The sequence below is a fragment of the Pseudomonas sp. WS 5532 genome, from assembly GCF_012985445.1.
Lineage (GTDB): Bacteria > Pseudomonadota > Gammaproteobacteria > Pseudomonadales > Pseudomonadaceae > Aquipseudomonas > Aquipseudomonas edaphica.
This window is the reverse complement of record NZ_JAAQWK010000007.1, coordinates 163,371-184,846: the sequence shown is the minus strand read 5'-3', so window position 1 is coordinate 184,846 and position 21,476 is coordinate 163,371. Positions and strand designations below refer to the sequence as shown.

The following is a 21,476-nucleotide window of genomic DNA, read 5'->3' as shown; positions in this document are numbered from 1 at the left end:
GATTGTCTTTATGTATCAGATTTATTCGCCTAGTTTCTACTCTCTTTCAAATGAAGTACGTGGGGCACACCATGTTGGATACGCAATTGAGAGGGTATGTTGCACTCGTCAGTGGTGCCGGGAGTGAATCCGGGATCGGCATGGCTATTGCTCGCAGGCTAGGTGCATCCGGAGCGAAGTTGATCATCACTGCCAGCAGCAACCGCATTGTGGATCGGGTTAAAGAGCTGCGCCGTGAAGGGTTTGAAGTTGAAGGCCGACCTGTAGACCTTACTGATGAAAAGTTGGTGCGTGAATTCAGCCTGTGGGCAGAGTCAGTCTGGGGACGGGTCGATATTCTGGTGAATAATGCCGGGATGTCCATGCACGGCAGCCCTGAGATTTTCTCGGAATTGGCGTCGATGGAACTGCATGACTGGAACCTTTCACTGGCCCGAAACCTGACCACTGCCTTTCTGCTGACCCGAGCCGTGTTGCCCGGTATGAAGGCGAGAAGCTACGGGCGCATTGTCAATATCAGTTCCACCACGGGCACCCGCGGGAGCAATCCGGGGGAAGCCGCTTATAGCGCCGCCAAGGCAGCGATGGTGGGCATGAACATGGGGCTTGCGCTTGAAGTCGCCAGGCAGGGGATTACCGTCAACAGCGTGGCCCCCGGCTGGATCACCACGGGTTCAACCACCCCCGTTGAAGCCGAGGCGGGGCGTTTCACCCCGATTGGGCGCGCAGGCAGCCCCCGCGAAGTGGCGGCGGCGGTTGCATTTCTGGCATCGCCTGACGCCAGTTACATCACAGGGGACGTCCTTGTGGTGGATGGCGGGAACTGTCTGGTCGAGAACAAAGCCCCTCACGGCGATTATTAAGTTTGAATACGCGCCAGCGCGCTCAATCCACGAGGGTGGGCGGGGGCGATAACCGAGATTTATAAAAGCGTGATGTATCAAAGAACCTATGAGTTCTTTGAGCCGTATCCGGCTGTCAGTCAGCAACGGACTTTTAATTAATTTGATAATTAACATGGGGTATTGATCATGTCGAAAAGTGGAATCAGTGAATCAGCGATTGCTGCTTTTACCGCCTCCGAGCGTGCCCGGTTTATACAAAACAACCCCACCTCACTGGCGCTTGCCGAGCGCGCCAAGGCGAATCTGTTCAACGGTGTGCCCATGCACTGGATGAGCGACTGGTCGATGCCTTCGCCGCTCTTCGTTCAGCGTGCCAAAGGGGCGCGCTTCACCGATGTCGACGGTCATGAATACATCGACTTTTGCCTCGGCGACACCGGCACGATGTTTGGCCATTCACCTGATCCTGTTGCCCGCGCCATAGCCGAACAGGCGAACAATGGCTTGACCACGATGCTGCCGGGCGAAGACGCGGTGGTCTGCGGTGAGTTGCTGGCTGAGCGATTCGAGCTGCCTTACTGGCAAGTGACCGCCAATGCGACTGACGCCAACCGTTATGTGCTGCGCTGGGCGCGCGCTATCACCCGGCGCAAGGTCTTGCTGGTGTTCGATGGCTGCTACCACGGCACCGTGGATGACGTGATGGTGCGCTACCGTGACGGCAAAACAGTGCACCGTTCAGGTCTTGTGGGCCAAGCGTACGACTTGAGCCAATACAGTCGATCCATCCCCTTCAACGATGTCGCCGCACTGGAGGCGGCGTTAGCCAAGGGCGATGTGTGCGCGCTGATGTGCGAGCCGGCGATGACGAACATTGGCATGGTCCTGCCGGATCCGGGGTTCATGCAAACGTGTCGAGAGCTGACCCTTAAATATGGCAGCCTGTTGGTCATTGATGAGACCCACACTATTTCCACCGGCCTCGGTGGATGCACGCGCCAGTGGGATTTGAAACCCGACTTTTTCGTGGTGGGTAAACCCATTGCAGGTGGCGTGCCTTGCGCGGTGTTTGGCGTTAGCGAGCCAGTCGCCTCGGCCATGCACGACGTCCAGAAGACCATCAGCGAAGAGAGCGGCGGGCATGGCCACAGTGGCATGGGAACGACGCTGTCCGCCAACGCACTGGCGATGCGTTGCATGCGCGTCAGTCTCGAAGAGGTCATGACCGAGTCTGCATACGAGCACATGCTGGCGCTGGCCTCTAGGTTGGCCCAGGGGTTTCGAGGGTTGTTCAAGCGGCACCAGCTGAACTGGTCGGTAACAGAGTTGGGCGCGCGTTGTGAATTTCAATTCTGTGCCACACCGCCAAGAACCGGTGCGCAAGCCGAGGCGGCTTTTCACGACAGCCTTCAAATGGCGCTGCATCTCTATCTGATCAATCGCGGAATTCTGATCACGCCTTTTCACAACATGACCCTGTGCTGCCCGCAAACAGGTGATGCGGATATCGACCGGCTGATCGCTGAGTTGGATAACGCGCTGACCACGCTGCTTGCCCTGCCTGGCGCGCGGGTTATCGCTTGATAACGGCACGTCTGAAAACGCCATTGTTCTTACATACTGCCAGTCGCTTGAATGAGCGCTAAGAGGTTTGACATGCAATTTGCGGATAAAAAAGAGGCCCTGGATTATCTGGCCGCCCACCCTGAAGTGCTGAGCATCGAGTTGTTCCTTATCGACGCGAATGGCGTTCCACGGGGCAAACTGTTGCATCGCGACGAACTGCTGGCGATCTACGAAAATGGCCGGCCATTGCCCAGTTCCATTCTCGCCTTGACCGTGCAGGGTGAAGACGTAGAAGACACAGGCTTGGTCTGGGAGGTTGCCGACGCCGATTGTTGGACATACCCCTTGGCGGGAAGCCTGACCTTGCAACCCTGGCGCACCAACCCCACCGGTCAAGTGCAGGTGAGCATGCACCCGACCCAAGGTATTCCCGCCGCACCGGCGGACCCGCGCCACGTACTGGTGAACACTATCGAGCGGCTGAAAGCCGATGGATTGCACCCGGTCATGGCGGTTGAGTTGGAGTTTTACCTGCTGGACCGACAACGCGACGTCAACGGTCGGCCGCAGCCGGCGTTGCAGGCCAATGGCGTACGCCCTGTGGCTCCACAGGTCTATGGCGTATACGAGCTGGAGCAGCTTCAACCGTTTCTTGATGACCTCTACGCGGCGTGCGCGCTGCAGGGCTTGCCGGTACGTACGGCGATATCCGAGTACGCGCCAGGCCAGGTCGAGTTGACGCTGGAGCATCGGTTCGACGCACTCCAGGCCATTGATGAAGGCGTACGTTACAAACGCCTGGTCAAGGGTGTGGCCAACAAACATGGGCTGCAAGCGTGCTTCATGGCCAAGCCATTCAGCGATCAGGCCGGCAGCGGTATGCACCTGCACGTCAGCCTTGCCGACGAGCACGGCAATAACCTGTATGCGAGCGAAGACCCACAGGGCACGCCATTGTTGCGGCACTCCATCGGCGGGATGATGGAGACCTTGTTTGACGCTCTGGCGATATTTTGCCCCCACGCCAATTCATATCGACGCTTCCAAACCGGTAGTTACGCGCCGCTGGCTAAAAGTTGGGGCGTCAACAACCGTACCGTTTCGTTCCGCGTGCCCGGCGGCCCTGCAATCAGTCGGCATATCGAACACCGCATTTGCGGTGCCGATGCCAACCCCTATCTCGCCGCTGCCGCGTTACTGGCGGGCATTCACTACGGCATCACGCATGAAAGCGATCCCGGCGCGGCGATTGTGGGGAATGGCTATGAACAGGCGACCGATTTTCTACCCACCGACTGGCTGACAGCCTTGCAGGCACTGCAACGTTCAACCTGGGCACGTGAGGCGCTGGGCGCTGAGTTCCTGAAGGTGTTCCTGGCGATCAAGTGGCGCGAGTTCCGTGAATTCAATGCTGAAGTCGGAGAACAGGACTGGCGCTGGTACCTCACTCACGCATAAATGCTGGCCCGTCAGTTTGGGATTGCACGGCGTGCTCCGCTCACGCCTGCTGAGGTGCTGGATCAACTCAATGTGACACGTGTTGTGCCTTATGAAGCGCACTCCATGTCGATATCAGGCACTAGTGTGCCGTTATGAGGCTATTTTTGCGGTTGGAAGGCCGCGTATTGTGACTCGTCATTGGAGAATGATGATCGCCTGACCCTATAGTCAGAACGTCTTAAAGCCGATCACAGAGAACAATAAGAATGATCAACAGCCCAAGTTCGAAGGATGCAAGCGGCCAGCTGGCGCAGGGTTTCAAGCCGCGTCACGTCACCATGCTCTCCATTGCAGGGATTATCGGCGCAGGGTTGTTTGTCGGGTCTGGGCATGCCATTGCGGCGGCGGGCCCGGCGGTGATGCTGGCCTACCTGTTTTCCGGCCTGCTGGTGGTGCTGGTAATGCGAATGTTGGGAGAGATGGCGGTCGCCAACCCCGACACAGGCTCCTTCTCAACCTATGCCGATCAAGCCATCGGCCGCTGGGCCGGGTTCACCATCGGCTGGCTTTACTGGTGGTTCTGGGTGCTTGTGATTCCCATCGAAGCATTGGCCGCCGGGCATATTCTCAACCAGTGGTTCCCGCAGATCGACGCTTGGCTGTTTGCCTTGTTGTCGATCTTTTTGTTGGTGGTTACCAACTTGTTCAGTGTGTCCAAGTACGGCGAATTCGAGTTCTGGTTCGCGATGGCCAAGGTGGTGGCGATCATAGGTTTTATCGGCCTGGGGGGCGCGGTGTTGATGGGCTGGATTCCCGAACGGGAGGCCAGCGGTTTGAGTCGACTGATGGATGAGCATGGAGGCTTTGCGCCTAATGGTTTGTCGGCCGTCGTCGGCGCATTCATTACCATCATGTTCAGTTTTATCGGCACTGAAGCCGTCACTATTGCGGCTGCGGAGTCCAGCAACCCGGCGCAGAATATCGCCCGAGCGACACGTTCGGTGATGTGGCGCATCGGCGTGTTTTACGTGTTATCGATCTTCGTGGTTATTTCCGTGGTGCCCTGGAATGACCCGTTGCTGGCGTCGGTCGGCTCTTATCAGCGTGCACTGGAGTTGATGAACATTCCCCATGCCAAGCTGCTGGTGGATGTCGTCGTGTTGATTGCGGTGGCCAGTTGCATGAACTCCTCCATCTACATTGCTTCGCGCATGCTGTATTCACTGGGCAAGCGTGGGGACGCGCCAGCCTTGATGAAAAAAACCTCGGCACAGAGTGTGCCCAGGGCTGCGGTGATCGCCAGCACCATCCTGGGCGCTGGCGTGACCTTGCTCAGTTACTTCATGCCGGCTGGGCTGTTCCAGTTTTTGCTGGCCAGTTCGGGCGCCATCGCCTTGCTGGTGTACCTGGTGATCGCCGTTTCACAATTGCGCATGCGCAAGGTATTGCAACAGCGCAATATTCTGCTGACGTTCAAAATGTGGCTGTTTCCCTGGCTCACCTGGGCGGTAATTGTATTTATCTGCTGTGCATTGGCGGTGATGCTTTTAACGCCCGAGCATCGCTCCGAGGTGTCTTCGACGATCGGCCTGGCCTTGCTGATTTCACTGATCGGCGTCATCACCGCGCGGGAGCCCCACTCTGTACAAAAACCGATTCCCGCCGTCTCGCGCCCATGAAAGAACGGTCGGCGCACTGTTATTGGCTTATCCGGGGGTGAGTGGTTTTTTTGCCTGCGATTTACGTAATAGACACTTCGGTGTTTTTTTCTCTCGACCGTCACCCGAGTTTTCTACCCAGCAGCCAAGTGCTTATAGCCTCAACCAGTTCCGTCTTGCACTCCACCGGCAACCAATGCCCACCGGGCAAGCTGGTTACGCTGAGGTCTGCGCAAGCCGCACGCATGGGGTCGCCCAACCGATTGCCCTTGATGGTATTCATCGGGTCGTAATCGCCATTCACAAACAACACGGGCAATGACAGGCGGCCGCCATCGGGCGCTCGGTGCGCATAGTCGATATTGGCATCGTCGTTCAGATACCACGCGCAGGGTGCGCGGAAACCATGCGCTTCGAAACTGCGTACCAGTGCAGCGAAGTCCGCCTGCGGCCATAGCGCCAGGTCTGGTTGGGTGGGGGGCGCCCGATGCGCCTCGCCAAACCGTCCACCTTTGCGGGTCACTTCGGCATTTGACGTCACCTTGGAGATATTCGCCGGGTCGCCTCGCCGATAAATCGACGCCAGCGATGCGGCTTTATCCGCATCAAGATCAGCGACAGCAGACGCAAAGTGCGTGTTGTAGTAGCGGTAGTAATCCCATTGACCGTCAGGGTACTGGTCCGCCGGATAGAGCGTTCGGTCCACCAGCGGGACGAGCGTGGGCAGTGCATTGGTGCTCGGGAAGTACGGCACCGACACCAGCACCACGCCACGGCTGCGCTGCGGTTGATGGGCGGCCAGTTCACCTGCCACCACGCTGCCCCAATCATGGCCCACCCAGATGGCGGGTGCCCCACCGAGATGCTCATGCAGCTCGGCCATGTCGGCCACGATGTTTTCAAGGGTGTAGGCGTTGATGTCGGAGGGCGCAGAGGAGCCACCATAGCCGCGCATGTCGGGTGCAACGCAGTGCCAGCCTTGGGCAGCGAACGCCTCGATCTGCGCGCGCCAGATCAGGCTTAGTTCTGGCCAGCCGTGCAGGAAGATCATCAACGGCCCATCGGCCGGGCCCGACTCCAGATAGTGCGTGGTATGGCGGGGCGTGCTGTAAAAACGCGAAGTCAGCGTGGAAGTGGTCAAAGGAAATCCTCCTGATTAGCGCACGAACTTTACATAGACAAGCTCAGGGTCATGCTCATCAAGGTTCTCGATTCGCCCGCTCGGTATAAACCCGGCCTTGGCGAGCATGGCCTGGGACGCCAGGTTGGAGGCGTTGGTTGACGCAAACAACTTGGGCGTTTTGCACAACGCTTCTGCGCCCGCCAATAATTGCAGCGCCAGACCCTGGCGTTGATGTATCGGCGACACAACCACCAGCGCAACGAAGTCGTAGCTGAAAAACTCATCAGTCAACACCAGGTAGCCCGCGCATTCACCGGCAATGACGACGACCAGGCATCGCTGGCTAATTACCGCGTCATGGATAAACACGCGTCGATGAGCGTGGGCTGTGGCGTAGGCGTCCAACTCCACCAGGGCGCGCACGTCATCAGGCGTGGCCTGGCGGATTAGCCGGCTCTCAGGGGCCGGCGGGTGTCGGTCTTGGGCCATTGGAATCACCGTTGGGGCGAATGGGTAAGGTATTAGTGTTGAAGGCGTTTGCAGTGTTCAAAAAAAGAACAGCGGGCAAGTGCATCAGCAGCATACAGCCAGCGCTGGCCTTGAGCGCCTCCTTGGCCAGCGCTTTGCTGTCAGCGTGTCAAGCGCCAGGCCTGACGCGCAATGCCAGGAAGACCGGGCCGTCATGGAAGGTACTGGCTTGCAGCTCATCGAGTGGATTGAGCGTATTTGTTCGCGCCCCTGGGTTGCTGTAGAGCGTGTGGAGGTATCAACCTGGTAGTCGATGTAATCTGTCGAGACGATGGTGCTGGTCGTGTTGGCGTCAGGTGCCCAGGTGAAATCCAGGACTCTTGCGGCTTTGATCTGCTCCTGCGAGACGGTGGCCTGGGTGGTAGTGGTAGCGCCTGACTGCTGCAAGTCGTCGTTCATGATACTCATCCTTAAGTAAAGTGCGTGCTTGAATGCGGGTCGACATGGCCCGAAGCGTATGACTGCCGTCATAGCGCTATTTTTCTACAGCGCAAGCGTGCTTCATTTTTTATGCTGTGTGGATAAACAGTGGTCTGAGTTTTGTCGCCTCGCAACTGTGGCGAGGGAGCTTGCTCCCGCTGGGGCGCGAAGCGGCCCCAAAAATGGGACTGCTACGCACTCCAGCGGGGCCAAGCGCCCTCGCCACGGGTCAGTGATTGTCAGCTCGAACGCTTAACTGGCTGGCATTACGTAGGCTGGGTTGTTTTAACTCAGCTGCGCGCCGCCATCCGCACGTGCGTATTGCGCCAGCAGATCGGCCGCATCCTGGTAGCAACCCGTCCGCCAGTCGTGCGCTCAATACTGATCCACCAGGCGCTGCAACTGCGGGTCTCGAATCCTGAACACCTCGAACAGCCCAAGGGCACGTAACGCCGGGAGCAACGCCAGCAGGTCCTGCTCGGCGACGGTTCGCAGGTGTGCATCGGTGTTTGGATCACACCAGGCCTGGGCATTCACCAGAAAGGCTCCGACGCTGCCTTTGCGGATCACAACGCCGTGGCGTTCAGTCTGGTTCTGGTCATCGGGCAACAGTTCTTCGGCGCGCATGCGGTGTATTCCTGGGAGTTGAGGCTGCGACTATAGACGCACCCATGTGGCCTAGGTACGCTATTGAAGACAATCAATAGTCCGCTAAGGCCACTTATGTCCGCTCCGCTGATTCCCACTTCGGTATTAACGGCTGTCGATGACCCGCTGGTTGTCGCCGTGGTCCGAGTGGGCGCTGAACCGCGTATCACCGAACGCCATTGCCATGCGCGTGGGCAGTTGCTGGGCACACGCCAGGGCTTGTTATCGGTGGACGCCGGCGTCAGCCAGTGGGTGGTGCCGGCGACCCATGCGGTGTGGATCCCGCCGAATGTCGCCCATGGCGCGCGCTCCCATGGTCCCTTCGCGGGGTGGAGTGTCTACGTGTCGCCGCAGGGCTGTGTCGAGCTGCCGGATACGCCTTGCATCCTGGCCACCTCCGGCCTTTTGCGCGAGGCGGTGATGCGCGCTGCCGCCTGGCAGAGCCCTGAACTGGATGCTGCGCAGCAACGCTTGGCCGGGGTGATTGTGGATGAGATTCGAACCTTGCCGCGTGTGACCCTGGGCTTGCCGATGCCTCAGGATGCGCGCCTGCGCAAGATCGCCGAGGCGCTGTCCGATTGCCCGGATGACGAGCGCCACCTGCAGGAATGGGCGACATGGGCGGGCATCGCCCCGCGCACACTGACGCGTCGCTTTGCGCTGGAAACTGGGTTCAGTTTCACCGCGTGGCGCCAGCGCGTGCGTTTGTTGCGCGCGCTGGAGAGGCTGGCGGCGGGTGTGCCGGTCACGCGTGTGGCGCTGGAGTTGGGCTATGACAACGTCAGTGCTTTTATCGCGCTGTTTCGCCGCACGTTTGGGGTTACGCCTGGGCGTTACTTCACAACGCATGAGAGTTTATGAGTAAAAAATCAATACCTGAAGTTAGTGGTTTGCACTTTTAATGATGGTTATTCAGCTGTTGTTCAGGTCGAATTAAACTGAATAAGCAGGGCGTATAACCTTTACAACTCTTTACCTTTGCGGTCTGGATGCTCGAAAAAACAACATGCTAGCCTGCGCGTTTTAAGACGGCAGTAGGTTCGCATGAAAAGGCTAAAGGAACTGGCTGTAAACAAACCCTGTTCAGCTATATTTATACTGGCGTTTATTGTGTTGGCTGTCCTGCAATACAAACCGGCCGTGCTCAACTACACCACACGCTTTGTCGACTTTGCCGAGTATATGCTCGCCCATGGCGTGACACTGTTTCCCATTGCTGATGACCTGCAGCCATACCCCGATTACACGGTGCTCAATACACTGCTTGTGTACCTGGTTTCCTTGCCGTTTGGGCGTGTATCCATACTGTCGATGGGGCTGCCTTTTTGCGTGGCGGCTGCCTTGATGCTGGTGTTTATTTACAAGCTGGGTGCCCTGCACGAAAAAAAATGGGGCGCCTATGCGGTGGTCTTTGCGCTGTTTACCTGGTCATTTCTGGACGGCGTGAATTCCTTGGCGCTGGACATCTACCCGGCGCTGTTTACCGTGATGTGTTTTTACCTGGCTTATGCGGGCCAACTGCACCCGCACCGTTTTCATGTGCTGCCGGTACTCCTGGGCCTGGCGCTGGGCTTTGCCTTTCGTGGCCCTATTGGCCTGATCGGCCCGGCGGGCGTGGTCGCCTCCTATTATCTGTTAAGTCGACAATGGCGCCTGCTGGTGGTGTTCTGCTTGCTCGCAGGCCTGGTGCTGGCCGCAGGTATCACAGTGCTGAGCGGCGCGGCCTACCTGCAAGGTGGGCAGGCTTTTGTGCAAGAGGTGCTGGTTATGCAAGGCTTGGGGCGCTTTGGCGCTGATCACGCCCCGCGTTATTACTTCTACTTCTCTGCAGGCTTGCTCACCTATGGCGTCACAGCCTTTATCGCATTAAACGTGATCATCAAGAAGGGCAAACACTTCTTGGATCGCTCGCCGGCGCCGGCCACTCAGATGCTGCTGTACCTGACGGGTTGGTTATTGGTAGTGATCGTACTGTTCACGATTCCAAGTTCCAAGAAAGCGCGTTACATTCTTTCGATTACGCCGGCGATTTCATTATTGGCCGCGTATATCTTCGTGGATCGCAGCCAGCGCTTTGCAAGTACCCGCGACAAGTTGCTGAAGTTCTGCCTCAACTTACCTATGGTCGGCCTGGGCATGCTGTTACTTACCTTCCTCTATGGCGTGTTTGCAGCGACGCCGCTGCGGCCTAACTATCTTGGCGCGTGTGCCGGGTTGATCAGCCTTATTGCCATTCGCCCTTGGGTGACGTCACGGTTTCATGTACATCCACACCGGGAGTTCGTACTGTTGTGTTTTGGTGCTGCCGCCTTCCTGGTCCTGGATATGTTCTTCTTTAATTCGATTACTTACCACCTGGAATTGGCCGATGAGCCGACACCCAAGTTTCTGCCTTATTGGTTTTGGTAGGGCATGTTCGCAGCCAGACCCGGAATCAAGCCAAACAAAAAAACGTCATGCGCCAACCTCAGTCGAGCATCGGGTGGTCGTTCAGGCGGGTGTTCAGGAAGTAGCCGAATAGCAAGGCGATCATCACACCCAAACCGTGACTGGAAAATTGCAGGCTGCCTACTGCGCTCCATGGCTTTATCGAGACCTTGATCGGCTGCCTGCAACGGGTCAACTGAACACTAACGTGTCAGGCTCGCGCCCGCGTGCCTGGCACGCTTGAACGCCCCCGCGGCGGCAATGTCGAGTAACCGCCGAAAGTTCGGGCATTGCGCGTGGTCGGGAGCAGGGCAGGCCGCAGCGTGGCGCAAGCCGCGGCTCATGGCTTGCAGTTGTTTGACCGTCGCGTCGAGTTCATCGGCCTTGGCCAGCAGCAGCGTTCTGTCCACCGTGGCCTGGCCATTGGGGGACAGCATGGCCTGTATCTCGTCCAGCGACAGGCCGCCCGCCTGGCCGAGGGCGATCACCGCCAACTGCTCAATCACCGCCGCGCCAAACTGACGGCGAGCGCCGGGCGGGCTGATGGAGGTGATGAGCCCTTTCTTCGCATAAAAACGCAAGGTGTGAGCCGGCACGCCCGTGCGTTTGACCACCTCAGTGATATCCATTACCAGACCCTTGACTTGAAGTTGACTTCAACTTCTATGATGCCTGCGCAGGTTAAATGGGTCCATGAATTAGAGGTCGATATGGCATCGCTGCACGTGGCTGCACAGGTAATTTTATTGGGGGCCGGGGCTACGGTCGTGATGGATATGTGGATGCTGTTGATGAAGGCACTGAAGGTGCCCACGCTGAATTTCGCCTTCGTGGGGCGCTGGGTCGGGCATGCGTGCCAAGGGCAGTTTACCCATCGCAGCATTGCCCAAGCGGCGCCCGTGCAGGGCGAGGTCGCCCTGGGCTGGATCGCGCACTACGTCACCGGGATTGTGTTTGCGCTGCTGCTGGTGGGGATAGAAGGAGTCGACTGGTTGCAGGCGCCCACATTCATGCCGGCATTGGTGCTGGGTATCGCCACCGTGGCTGTCCCGCTGTGTGTCATACAACCTGCCATGGGCGCGGGGTTTGCCTCCTCCAGGACACCCACGCCGGGCAAGAACTGCCTGCGCAGTCTGATCAGTCATGCGGTGTTCGGCGTGGGGCTTTATCTGGCTGGAGTATTTTCCAGCCACTGCTGGTAAGTGACGCGGCTGATGTGCGCGACTTCGCCGATACTTCATACTTGTGCCGCTACTCAAAGCGTCAAACCGGGGTTTCACTTTCCGGCTATCGCAGGCATCAGCATGTGGCAAGCGGGCAGGGTTGATCTGCGGCCCAGGGAAGAAGCAAGTGCCAGGCAAGGGAGTTGTTTTAATGAACCAATACGATCTGATTATTGTGGGGGCCGGCATTCATGGTGCGGCTTTGGCCTATTACAGCGCCAAGGCCGGGCAGCGCGTGATGCTTATTGAAGAAGCCCGGCCTGCCAGCGGTGCCAGCGGCCATGCCTTTGGGTGGATCAATGCCAGTGCATTGATTGAACCCGTGCAGCATCTGGCGCATAGCGTGATGGATGATTACCACCACCTTCAGGCTGCGTTGCCATCGTTCCCGTTGCGTTGGTGTGCAGAATTGACCTATGGCGTCTGCCCGGAAAATCCCCAAGCATCAGCAGCGGGCCTGAACCTTTCTTCCCTTCAACCGCGTACGGTTTCGCAGGCTGAAATCCGAGCACTGGAGCCCAATCTTGCTCACCCGCCTCTTCACGCCCGTTATACGCAGGCGGCAGGGATCATCTCGCCGGTCGAAGCCATTGAGTGCCTGGTTCTGGCCGCTGAAGGCTTTGGCGCACGGGTAGTCTGCGATTGTGCAGTCAGCCAGTTGCTCGTTGAAAATGGCCAGGTTGTGGGCGTCAGTACGCAGGCAGGCAATTGGTATGGCAAAAAAACGGTACTGGCTGCGGGCTTGGGAGTGCTTGATCTTTTAGTTGGCCAAAGCCTGCATCTGCCCATTCGACCGTCTCCGGCGATTCTGTTGAAGTTTGAAGTGGCGCAGGCGCTGCTCAATGGCATTGTTTCGAACGCCGATATGGAGGCTCGTCAAGGCGACACCTGTACGCTGATTGCGGCTGAAGACTACATCGACGATACGCCCGAAAATGGCCCCGCTGCCATTGGGCTCAGAGCCCTTGAGGCCATTCGTGGGCAGTTGAACGGTGCACAATCCATCGCGCTGAAGTCCGTAGCGGTGGGGTGGCGACCGCTGTCTGACGACCACCTGCCTATTGTGGGGCCAGCGGGCGACGACGGCGGGCTTTATATCTTGAGCGCCCATCCAGGCTTGACCCTGGCGCCCACCCTAGCGCGGCTCTTGAGCGAAGAGCTGATCACTGGTGTCACTTCGCCATTGCTGGGCAACTTTCGGCCGATGCGTTTTCGGGTGTGAGCGTCAGAACCTTGTATCGTCAGCTGCCGTTTCAATCACTTTCAACATTCCATTGAAAGTCTATGCGCCCCGAGCGGATGGCTAACGCAGCCGGGGTTTCATTACGCTGGGTTTCTCCTTAACCACCTGCGGCGTATATCAACATGGTATTTAAAAACCTCATCACTTCTACGGGTGTGACGCTGCTTGCGCTGTTGATTGCAGGTTGTGCGAGCCATTCCCCTGACGGAGCGACCCCTGTGTCAAAACCCTTGGTTTCCATCGCCGTACTCAAAGCCAAACCTGGCAAACAGCAGGCACTCAAACACGGCCTGCTGGCCCTGGTTGCGCCAACGCGCACCGAGCCCGGTAACCTCGACTATGTGCTGTTTGAGCTGCGCGACGCCCCCGGCACCTTCTACATGCGTGAGTCGTTCAAGGACCAGGCGGCCCTCGATGCGCATTTTGCCACGCCGTACTTCAAGCAATTTGCAGCCACGGCCGACGACTTGCTTAGCGAGCCGCTGCAGCTGATTTTCCTTGAGCAAGTGTCGAACTGAGCCATTCGTCATCTTGCACCGTTATCGACATAACGGTGGTGCGACGCTGGACCTGTGGCAAGCAGGCTTGCCACAGTTAGAGTGTTCGTCCTTTCGCGCTGCAGATCAGTGCGTGCCGTTGCCCGCAAACATCTGTTTGGCGTGTGCAAAACACTTCTCGGCGATGGCCGAGCGCGGTTCGGTCTTGCGCATCACCAACCCCAGTGGCGCGAGCACGCTGGCGTCCGGCAAGTTGATAAAGGCGAGGTTCTCGATCGGGTTTTCCATGCCACTGTCCAGCGGCATGATCGCGCAGCAAAAACCTTCGTGGATCGCCTGGAACAACTGATAGGTCGAGTCGCTTTCGAGAATGGGCTGCGGGTCGAGGCCACGGCTGCGGAAACTCAGGTCAATGGATTTTCGATAATGCATGCCGTTGCTGATCATCCCCAGGGGCAACTGCGCGGCATCTTCCCAACTCATTTCGGTACCTTCGAACTGGAAGTGGCGCGTGTCGTACAGCAGGCCGACGCGGGTTTCGCCCAGTTCAAAAACCTCCAGGTAATTGGGGTTTACGTGGTCCAGGTAGCACACACCCAAATCCAGTTGATTGGTGCCCAGGGCTTCGATGATCTTGTCCGAACTCATGGACGACAGGCTGAATTTGAGCTCTGGAAACGTCTGGGACAGACCTTGGATGTAGCTGATCGAGTTGAACCCGCTGAGCGGTACCAGCCCCAGGCGCAGGCTACCCACTAACTGCCCGCGACACGCCGCCGCTTCGGCAAACAAACCGTCATGGGCGGCGAGCAGGGTTCTGGCCCAGGCCAACACGCGTTCGCCGGCCTGGGTGAAGCCTTCGAAGCGCTGGCCACGGGTGACCAGCTCCAGGCCCAGCTCATCCTCCAGATTGCGCAGGCGCATCGACAGGGTCGGCTGGGTGATATGGCAGCGCGCAGCCGCCTGGCCGAAGTGCCGGGTCTGCTCCAGCGCGATCAGGAATTTGAGTTGCTTGATGTCCATTTAAAGCCCCAGCCTGGGAATAAGTGAGCGGTCAGGATAAGTGCCCGTGCCTGCACCCGCAGCAGACCCTCTCATTGTAAGGCCTGCGTGTCCAATCACCTGCATTGAAGTGATCCTCACCAACGGATAAAAAGCAGAGCAGCCACCTGATGTAACGCGATCTGAATGTGGGCTCGCGCGGCGTGATCGGTTTTTTTAGCGCCCACTGAAACCTGTACGCAATTTGAAACGTTTAAGTGGTTTAATGTTTATGTCGGCTTGCGATGGATCGCAGCCGCCGACAGACCTTCTGTCATTGAATCATCCCAAGGAGCTACACCATGCATGGAAGTATGAAGTCCAAACACCTCGCGTTTCTGTTGATCCCGCTGGTTGCCGCTTGTACCACACCGGACAGAACCCGTGAGTCGGCCGTCACACCGCAAGCCCAGCCCCAACAGGCCTGGCAGTTCGACAACTGCTCGGTCGGCTGCCCCAGCGGTGGCAGCCCACTGACGCTGAACCGCCAGGCGTACACCCTGAACAATAATGGCTCGACCAAGTTTGCCAACTGGGTGTCATACAAAATCACCAAGACCACCCCCGCCAGCGGCCGCTCGCGCGACTGGCAGACCGACCCGGACATTCCGGCCGGCGAAACCCTCGACCCGGTGGATTACAACGGCGCCAATGTCGCGCTCAAAGTCGACCGTGGCCATCAGGCCAACCTCGCCTCGATGGCGGGGGTAGCCGATTGGCAAAGCCTCAATTACCTGTCGAACATCACCCCGCAGAAGTCCGACCTCAACCAGGGGCCGTGGGCGCACCTGGAAGACCAAGAGCGCAACCTGAGCAAGCAGGCGGGGATCGACGCGGTGTATGTCGCCACCGGGCCGCTGTATGAGCATTTTGTCGGCACGCTGCCGGGTACGAACAAGGTGCACACCATTCCCAGTGGCTACTGGAAAATCATCTTTGTCGGCAGCTCGCCTGAAGGCGGAATGTACGCCTCGTTCGTCATGAACCAGGAAACGCCCAAAGGCGCGAACTTCTGCGATTACCAGGTGCCCGTGAGTCAAATCGAAGAGCGCTCTGGGCTGACGTTCTGGAGTGATCTGCCGCAGGCGGTGCAGGCCGCGTTGAAGGCCAGGCAAGGGCAGTTGCCGGGGCGCATTGGGTGCAAGCAAGCGTTGTAATAGTTAAGGATCCGTATCACTTCTGTGGCGAGTGAGCTTGCTCCCGCTGGGCTGCGAAGCGGCCCTGAAAAAAGGGACTGCTGCACAGTCCACCGGGAGCAAGCGCCCTCGCCACAGGTTACCGGTGCAGATACTGGCCTTTACTGTCAGCTTCGCTCGGCCTTCACATAGTCCAGGCGTAGTTCCCGGACCTGAAGAATCTGCTGATCAAAATTGACTACGATGATTGCGCAAGGGCTCGCCAGCAACTTGCGCTTATCAACACAGATAGCGGTTGCGTGCTTCTCTGAGCAGGTCACGCATCTGGTCGACGCGCAATAACAGCGTCATTTGCCGCTCATCGACGATAATCTCCACCACGATCAATGCGCAGATCATCGGTGCGGTCACCAGCCAGTGCTCGTAACATTGGGTGGCCAGCGATATGAAGATGCCTGCAATCCACAACCCCAGCACCCACTTCGGGGCACGCCGTTGCAGCGGCACCCAGAAACGCTGCAACCTTTTCAAACGGGCCGTGTGCAGCCTTAACGAGGCTTCGAGTCGGGAAATGTCATTGCTCATGTTTACCCTCCCTCAACGGTACGCGCGCAGCCTGGGAGCGTGGTTCCCAGCCAAGACAGGTTGACCCGTTCGACTTCTATCCAATGCTCGCCGACAGGTTTTGTGCGGCAGCTTTTAAACGCAATACACACCTGCTTTGCGTCCAATAAAGCAAAGTGCCGATAACGGGGCGGGCGCTTAAACACCGAAAAAAACATACGCATCGCCGTGCCTCGCTCAATCAAACGTGCCAACTGAGTTCAAACAGCGTGCCGCCGTTTTCCATGCGGCGGCAGGTCACTGCGCCGCCATGGGCGAGGGCGATAGCGCGCACCACGGCCAGGCCCAGGCCACTGCCGCCCTGGGCGCGTGAGCGGGAGTTTTCACCGCGTTGGAAGGCGTCAAACAGGCGCGCGGCAAAACCTTCGTCGATGCCGGGGCCGTCATCGCGCACGCGCAGGTAGTTGAAGCCGTCGCGGGTGCTCAGGTGGACGATGACATTGCCCGGTGTCGCGTGCCGCCGAATGTTATCCAGCAGGGCCAGCAAGGCCTGGCGAATGCGCGCCGGGTCGCAGCGCATCGTGCGGCGTTGCAGGTCCAGTTGCAGCACAAAACCTGCGGCCACCAGGCTCGGTTCGAACAACCGTACATCGTCTTCGATGCCTGTCGCCAGGTCGGCTTCTTGCAGGTTGAGTTCCAGGTAGCCACTGTCGGCCAGGCCCACCACGCGCAAATCCTCGATCAAGCGCGTCAAGCCTTCGACCTGGCCCAGCAGGCTATAGAACTGCGCGGTGTCGGGTTCGAATACACCCTCGGCCAACCCTTGCAGGCGCCCGCGCAGAATAGTCAGGGGTGTGCGCAGTTCATGCGCAATGGCGGCATTCCAGAACGCTTGCTCCTGCGCCATGCGCTGCAAGCGTTTGGCCATGCTGTTGAAGTCATTGACCAGGATCGCCGCTTCGCCGATCGACTGGTCACCGGCAACGGCCTGTACGTCCAGGTCGCCGTCGGCCAGTTTGCGCAGGTTCTCGGCCACGGAGTTAAGCGGCATCAGGATTCGCCGCGACAGTTTCAGCGCCACAATCGAGCCCACCGCCAGGCTCACGCACGTGGTCAGGCCCATCCACACCCATTCAGCCTTGGCCGGCAGCCAGGCATCCACTTCGGCGTCGGTGAGCGGCCAGTAGGTCCACAGCAATGCGTAAAAAATATACGAGCCGATCACCGCCAGGGCGATCACGCACAGCACCACGGCGCACATCGACAAGATGATCTGGCGGCTCAGGCCATTGAGCCCTTTCACACCATGCTCCCGAACCGATAGCCGACGCCACGGATACTGGTGGGCACACCCTGCACGCCGAGGTCTTCGAGCTTGCGCCGCAGTTTGCTGATATGGCTGTCGACCGTGCGCTCCAGGCTGTCGCTTTCCGGTGAACACTGGGCCAACAGCTCGGCGCGGGTGAACACCCGTTTCGGTGCCTTGGCCAGTTGCGCCAGCAGCCTGAATTCGGTGACGGTCAAGGCCAGCGGCACTCGGCGGCCGACCAGCGTCACCGTGGCTTCGTAGCTTTCCAGGTCAATTTCAAACGCGTCCACCCGCAGCACCGTGGGGCAGGCGCGGTCGCGATAAGCGATGGAGCGGCGCAGTACCGCCTGGGTGCGCGCCACCACTTCGGCGGGGTTGAACGGCTTGACGATATAGTCGTCGGCGCCGATGCGCAGGCCCATGAGCTTGTCCATGTCCTGGTCTTGCGCGGTCAGCATGATCACCGGCGTATGGCCGCGTTGGCGCACTTGCGCGAGCACTTGCCAGCCATCCACGTGGGGCATCAGCACGTCCAGCAACATCAGCTCCGGCTTGAGCGCCAGGTGCATGTCCAGCGCCTGTTGGCCGTCACGCGCGTGGGCGGTGCGAAAGCCGCTGCGTTTGAGGTAAGCCTCCAGAATGTCGGCGATTTGCGGCTCATCTTCGGCAATCAGCACGAGGGCCTGGGGTTCTCTGACACAGTCCGGGCGGGGCATCGATGCAACGGGGAAATCAGTCATGGTCTGCTCGGTGAATACGCGGCGAGCCTGTGCATCCCTGCGCTCGTGCTTATCTGCCTTATCGTGGCTGCCGGTCCATGGCCACGTTTGCCAGTAGTGATCATAGCTTCTGGGTGAGGGTGCTGACCTCCAGAGCAGGAATCATCGTGTTCTCCTGGTAAATCTACGCAACGGTGAACGCAAGTGTGCGCAACCAACGTGCGCATTCATGGGAGGTTTTGTGGAGAAACGATGGAGGCGGGCACTAATTTGTGCCCGAGCGCGTAGGAGGCGGGATGGATTGACGGATAATACCTAAAAGTCCAATATGGAATTATAAGTACAAAAAGCCTATGCCTCTCTTTCTTCACGCTTGCCAAACCAACAACAACTTGCGAGATAACGACCATGAAGAAACCCGCGCTGATCGCTGCACTGGCCCTGGGCCTGTTTGCTTCAAGCCATGTGCTGGCCGCTGAGAAAACCTTGCGTATCGGCATTGAGGCGGCCTACCCACCGTTCGCCTCCAAGACCCAGGACGGCAAGATCGTCGGGTTCGACTACGACATCGGTAACGCCTTGTGCGCGCAGATGAAGGTCAAGTGCGTGTGGGTGGAAGGTGAATTCGACGGCCTGATCCCTTCGCTTAAAGTGAAGAAAATCGACCTGGCCCTGTCATCCATGACCATCAACGAAGACCGCAAGAAATCGGTGGATTTCACCCACAAGTATTACTTCACTTCCTCGCGCCTGGTGATGAAGGACGGCGCGGTGGTGGATGACCAGTACGCCAGCCTCAAGGGCAAGACCATTGGCGTGCAGCGCGCCACCACCACCGACCGCTATGCCACCGAGGTGTTCGAGCCCAAGGGCATCAACGTCAAGCGCTACAGCAATAACGAAGAGATCTACATGGATTTGGCGGCGGGGCGCCTGGATGCGATTTTTGCCGACACCATCCCGTTGAGTGACTTTTTGTCGATGCCACGCGGCAAGGGCTACGCCTTCGTCGGGCCGGAACTCAAGGACCCCAAATACGTGGGCGAGGGCGCCGGGATCGCAGTGCGCAAGGGCAATACCGAACTGGTCAGTGAGCTGAATACGGCCATCGACGGCATCCGCGCGAATGGCGAGTATCAGAAGATTTCACAGCAGTATTTCAAGTCCGATATCTACGGCGACTGAGCGTGAAACAGCAACAGTAGAGCCATACTCGGTCACATGTGGGAGCTGGCTTGCCTGCGATGCAGACACCTCGGTACATCAGGAATACCGAGTTGATGCCATCGCAGGCAAGCCAGCTCCCACAGTTGATGAATGATCGTTCAGCCCTTCAATTCCTTAAGGTGCTTGTACACCGTCGCCCGGCCCATCCCCAGCACATTCGCCACGTAGTTCGACGCGCTCTTGCCCTTGAACGCGCCCTCGGCATGCAATGCCAGCACCAGCTCACGCTTATGGTCGCGGGTCAGCAGGTTCAGGCTCAACTGACGTTCACGCATCCAGGCATGCAAGAAGGTGTTGATGCGCTCCTGCCAGTCATCACGAAACAGTGAATCCGGCTGTGGGATCAGCTTGCTCGGTGACAGGAACAGGTCCAGCGCCGCCTTGGCGTTTTCGAACAACGAGATATTCAGGTTGATGCACAGCACTGCCAGCCGACGACCTTTGTGGTCATGCAGCACCGTGCTCAGGCTGCGGATTTTCTGACCATCCCAGTTGAGCTTTTCGTACGGGCCGATATTCACTTCGCGGATGTCATCGCTGAGCATGTCCTCCAGGGAGGAGTCGTCACCAATGGCGCGTTTCGACAGGTTGTTGGCGATGTAATCGACCTTTTGCGTGCGCAAGTCATGCAGCACCACTTCGGCGTGGGGAAAGAACAGCGTGGCGATCGCATCGGCGATCGCCCGAAAGTTCTGCACAACGTTTTCTTGTTCAGCAATGCTCATCAATGCGGCTCCAGGCGGACGGGCGAGAGCATACCAGCGTCCAGGCCAAACCGCGTCAGCGGCTCCGGCAACGGTGCGCCGCGTACCAGCGCCGCGCTGGCCTGGCCCATGGCCGGTGAGGTCTGGATGCCATAACCGCCCTGCGCCGCGACCCAGAACAGCCCCGGCACTTGCGGGTCGAAGCCCGCGAGCAAATCACCATCAGGCACAAAACTGCGCAGCCCGGCCCAGGTGCGGGTCGGACGGCGGATGGTCAAGGTGGTGGCTTCTTCGATCTGGTAAATGCCCATGGCAATGTCCAGCTCTTCGGGCTGTACATCCTGGGGTTCGACCGGGTCGGCGTTGGCCGGTGAGCCGAGGAACATGCCCGCGTCAGGCTTCATGTAAAAGGCTTCGTCGAGGGCCACCAGCATCGGCCACCCATGCGTGTCGACACCCTCTGGCCCGGCGAAGATAAACGCCGAGCGCCGTTTGGGCTGCAGGCCGATGGACGCCGCGCCAGCGAGGCCGCCGATCTGATCGGCCCAGGCACCGGCAGCGTTGATGATGATCGGCGCGGTGTAGGTCGCGTCCTGGGTGCGCACCTGCCACAGGCCGTCGGCGTCACGGCTCAGGCCCAGTACCGGGCTGTCGGTACGCACTTCGCCGTGGTGGCGGCGGATACCGCGCAAATAGCCCTGGTGCAGGGCATCGGTGTCGATGTCGCTGGCGGTCGGGTCGAAGATGGCGCCGTGGACTTTTTCACGACGCAAAATCGGCAAGCGTGCGCACGCCTCATCGACACTCAGCCGTTCCACCTGCGCCACCGTGGCCTTGGCGCTCTGGTATTGACGCTCCAGTTCCGCCGGGTCGCCGCTGAAATCCACGGTGATCTCCCCGCGTGGCGTCAGCAACGGGTGCTCACAGAAGCCTGCCGGCGGGTTATCAAAAAATGCACGGCTGGCCAGGGTCAACGCGCGCACTTGCGGTGTGCCATAAGCCGCGGTGTAGAGCGCCGCCGAGCGCCCGGTGGAGTGATAGGCCGGGTGGCTTTCTCGCTCCAGCACCAATACTTTGCCATGCTGCGACAACCAGAACCCGGTGGATGCACCGGCAATGCCGCCGCCGATGATGATGAAGTTTGCATGGCTCATAAAC

The 21,476-nt window shown here is 58.8% G+C and carries 23 protein-coding genes and 1 pseudogene; 12 read left to right on the top strand and 12 right to left on the bottom strand.

What is annotated here, in order from left to right:
- Window positions 1–71 precede the first annotated feature (71 nt).
- From HBO23_RS14500 to gabP, 4 genes are all read left to right on the top strand, one after another.
- A complete protein-coding gene (locus HBO23_RS14500; RefSeq protein WP_170038641.1) occupies window positions 72–863 on the top strand; it encodes an SDR family oxidoreductase in 792 nt (263 codons plus the stop codon).
- A gap of 168 nt (window positions 864–1,031) precedes the next feature.
- Window positions 1,032–2,429 carry an aspartate aminotransferase family protein gene (locus HBO23_RS14495; protein ID WP_170038639.1) on the top strand — a complete coding sequence of 466 codons (1,398 nt, stop codon included), beginning with the start codon at window positions 1,032–1,034 and terminating at the stop codon, window positions 2,427–2,429.
- A gap of 72 nt (window positions 2,430–2,501) precedes the next feature.
- A complete protein-coding gene (locus HBO23_RS14490; protein ID WP_170038637.1) occupies window positions 2,502–3,869 on the top strand; it encodes a glutamine synthetase family protein in 1,368 nt (455 codons plus the stop codon).
- Window positions 3,870–4,120: 251 nt separating this feature from the next.
- Window positions 4,121–5,530 carry a GABA permease gene (gabP, locus tag HBO23_RS14485; RefSeq protein ID WP_170038769.1) on the top strand — a complete coding sequence of 470 codons (1,410 nt, stop codon included), beginning with the start codon at window positions 4,121–4,123 and terminating at the stop codon, window positions 5,528–5,530.
- A gap of 100 nt (window positions 5,531–5,630) precedes the next feature.
- Here the strand turns inward: gabP and HBO23_RS14480 are convergent, their stop codons facing one another.
- The 4 genes from HBO23_RS14480 to HBO23_RS14465 all read right to left on the bottom strand — a co-directional run bounded on the left by HBO23_RS14480 (window position 5,631) and on the right by HBO23_RS14465 (window position 8,207).
- On the bottom strand, window positions 5,631–6,650 hold the full coding sequence (locus tag HBO23_RS14480; RefSeq protein WP_170038635.1) for an alpha/beta hydrolase: 1,020 nt from the start codon (window positions 6,648–6,650) through the stop codon (window positions 5,631–5,633).
- A gap of 15 nt (window positions 6,651–6,665) precedes the next feature.
- Window positions 6,666–7,121: a GNAT family N-acetyltransferase gene (locus HBO23_RS14475; protein ID WP_170038633.1), complete on the bottom strand. Its 456-nt coding sequence runs from the start codon at window positions 7,119–7,121 to the stop codon at window positions 6,666–6,668.
- 84 nt (window positions 7,122–7,205) lie between these two features.
- On the bottom strand, window positions 7,206–7,559 hold the full coding sequence (locus HBO23_RS33870; RefSeq protein WP_262378188.1) for a hypothetical protein: 354 nt from the start codon (window positions 7,557–7,559) through the stop codon (window positions 7,206–7,208).
- A gap of 396 nt (window positions 7,560–7,955) precedes the next feature.
- Window positions 7,956–8,207 carry a hypothetical protein gene (locus HBO23_RS14465; protein ID WP_017137683.1) on the bottom strand — a complete coding sequence of 84 codons (252 nt, stop codon included), beginning with the start codon at window positions 8,205–8,207 and terminating at the stop codon, window positions 7,956–7,958.
- A gap of 96 nt (window positions 8,208–8,303) precedes the next feature.
- Between HBO23_RS14465 and HBO23_RS14460 the strand changes: the two genes are divergently transcribed.
- Together HBO23_RS14460 and HBO23_RS14455 are read left to right on the top strand one after the other, a co-directional pair.
- Window positions 8,304–9,089, top strand: coding sequence for a helix-turn-helix transcriptional regulator (locus HBO23_RS14460; RefSeq protein ID WP_017137684.1), 786 nt, complete (start codon window positions 8,304–8,306; stop codon window positions 9,087–9,089).
- A gap of 183 nt (window positions 9,090–9,272) precedes the next feature.
- A complete protein-coding gene (locus HBO23_RS14455) occupies window positions 9,273–10,637 on the top strand; it encodes a hypothetical protein (RefSeq protein ID WP_170038631.1) in 1,365 nt (454 codons plus the stop codon).
- A gap of 58 nt (window positions 10,638–10,695) precedes the next feature.
- Here the strand turns inward: HBO23_RS14455 and HBO23_RS14450 are convergent, their stop codons facing one another.
- Both HBO23_RS14450 and HBO23_RS14445 read right to left on the bottom strand, forming a co-directional pair.
- Window positions 10,696–10,851, bottom strand: a complete 156-nt coding sequence (locus HBO23_RS14450; RefSeq protein ID WP_170038629.1) for a hypothetical protein — start codon at window positions 10,849–10,851, stop codon at window positions 10,696–10,698.
- Window positions 10,852–10,858: 7 nt separating this feature from the next.
- Window positions 10,859–11,284 carry a helix-turn-helix domain-containing protein gene (locus HBO23_RS14445; protein WP_017137689.1) on the bottom strand — a complete coding sequence of 142 codons (426 nt, stop codon included), beginning with the start codon at window positions 11,282–11,284 and terminating at the stop codon, window positions 10,859–10,861.
- A gap of 81 nt (window positions 11,285–11,365) precedes the next feature.
- Here HBO23_RS14445 and HBO23_RS14440 point away from each other — a divergent pair, with 81 nt between their 5' ends.
- The 4 genes and pseudogenes from HBO23_RS14440 (at window position 11,366) to HBO23_RS14430 (ending at window position 13,639) form a co-directional block, all read left to right on the top strand.
- Entirely contained in the window at window positions 11,366–11,857 is a 492-nt protein-coding gene (locus tag HBO23_RS14440; RefSeq protein WP_170038627.1) for a DUF2938 domain-containing protein, read from the top strand.
- A gap of 8 nt (window positions 11,858–11,865) precedes the next feature.
- Window positions 11,866–11,982: pseudogene (locus HBO23_RS33865) on the top strand (AraC family transcriptional regulator); the annotation flags it as partial.
- A 47-nt stretch (window positions 11,983–12,029) separates the two neighbouring features.
- Window positions 12,030–13,100: an FAD-binding oxidoreductase gene (locus tag HBO23_RS14435; protein WP_170038625.1), complete on the top strand. Its 1,071-nt coding sequence runs from the start codon at window positions 12,030–12,032 to the stop codon at window positions 13,098–13,100.
- Window positions 13,101–13,339: 239 nt separating this feature from the next.
- Window positions 13,340–13,639, top strand: a complete 300-nt coding sequence (locus tag HBO23_RS14430; RefSeq protein ID WP_017137694.1) for a putative quinol monooxygenase — start codon at window positions 13,340–13,342, stop codon at window positions 13,637–13,639.
- Between the two features lie 105 nt (window positions 13,640–13,744).
- Here the strand turns inward: HBO23_RS14430 and HBO23_RS14425 are convergent, their stop codons facing one another.
- Complete coding sequence (locus HBO23_RS14425; protein WP_017137695.1) at window positions 13,745–14,641, bottom strand: LysR family transcriptional regulator; 897 nt, start codon at window positions 14,639–14,641, stop codon at window positions 13,745–13,747.
- A 320-nt stretch (window positions 14,642–14,961) separates the two neighbouring features.
- On the opposite strand from HBO23_RS14425, the gene HBO23_RS14420 reads away from it, so the two are divergent.
- Window positions 14,962–15,816 (top strand): DNA/RNA non-specific endonuclease, encoded by an 855-nt coding sequence (locus HBO23_RS14420; protein WP_099547733.1) that lies wholly within the window; start codon window positions 14,962–14,964, stop codon window positions 15,814–15,816.
- Window positions 15,817–16,074: 258 nt separating this feature from the next.
- Here the strand turns inward: HBO23_RS14420 and HBO23_RS14415 are convergent, their stop codons facing one another.
- The 3 genes from HBO23_RS14415 to HBO23_RS14405 all read right to left on the bottom strand — a co-directional run bounded on the left by HBO23_RS14415 (window position 16,075) and on the right by HBO23_RS14405 (window position 18,408).
- A complete protein-coding gene (locus HBO23_RS14415; RefSeq protein WP_169987176.1) occupies window positions 16,075–16,380 on the bottom strand; it encodes a hypothetical protein in 306 nt (101 codons plus the stop codon).
- Window positions 16,381–16,600: 220 nt separating this feature from the next.
- Window positions 16,601–17,662, bottom strand: coding sequence for an ATP-binding protein (locus HBO23_RS14410; protein WP_017137699.1), 1,062 nt, complete (start codon window positions 17,660–17,662; stop codon window positions 16,601–16,603).
- Complete coding sequence (locus HBO23_RS14405) at window positions 17,659–18,408, bottom strand: response regulator (protein WP_138450006.1); 750 nt, start codon at window positions 18,406–18,408, stop codon at window positions 17,659–17,661. Before HBO23_RS14405 ends, HBO23_RS14410 begins: the two co-directional genes overlap by 4 nt.
- A 387-nt stretch (window positions 18,409–18,795) precedes the next feature.
- On the opposite strand from HBO23_RS14405, the gene HBO23_RS14400 reads away from it, so the two are divergent.
- Window positions 18,796–19,572, top strand: coding sequence for an ABC transporter substrate-binding protein (locus HBO23_RS14400; RefSeq protein WP_138450004.1), 777 nt, complete (start codon window positions 18,796–18,798; stop codon window positions 19,570–19,572).
- Between the two features lie 140 nt (window positions 19,573–19,712).
- Here the strand turns inward: HBO23_RS14400 and HBO23_RS14395 are convergent, their stop codons facing one another.
- Both HBO23_RS14395 and HBO23_RS14390 read right to left on the bottom strand, forming a co-directional pair.
- Window positions 19,713–20,339, bottom strand: coding sequence for a PAS domain-containing protein (locus tag HBO23_RS14395; RefSeq protein WP_017137702.1), 627 nt, complete (start codon window positions 20,337–20,339; stop codon window positions 19,713–19,715).
- Window positions 20,339–21,472 carry an FAD-binding oxidoreductase gene (locus HBO23_RS14390; RefSeq protein ID WP_170038623.1) on the bottom strand — a complete coding sequence of 378 codons (1,134 nt, stop codon included), beginning with the start codon at window positions 21,470–21,472 and terminating at the stop codon, window positions 20,339–20,341. Before HBO23_RS14390 ends, HBO23_RS14395 begins: the two co-directional genes overlap by 1 nt.
- Window positions 21,473–21,476 lie beyond the last annotated feature (4 nt).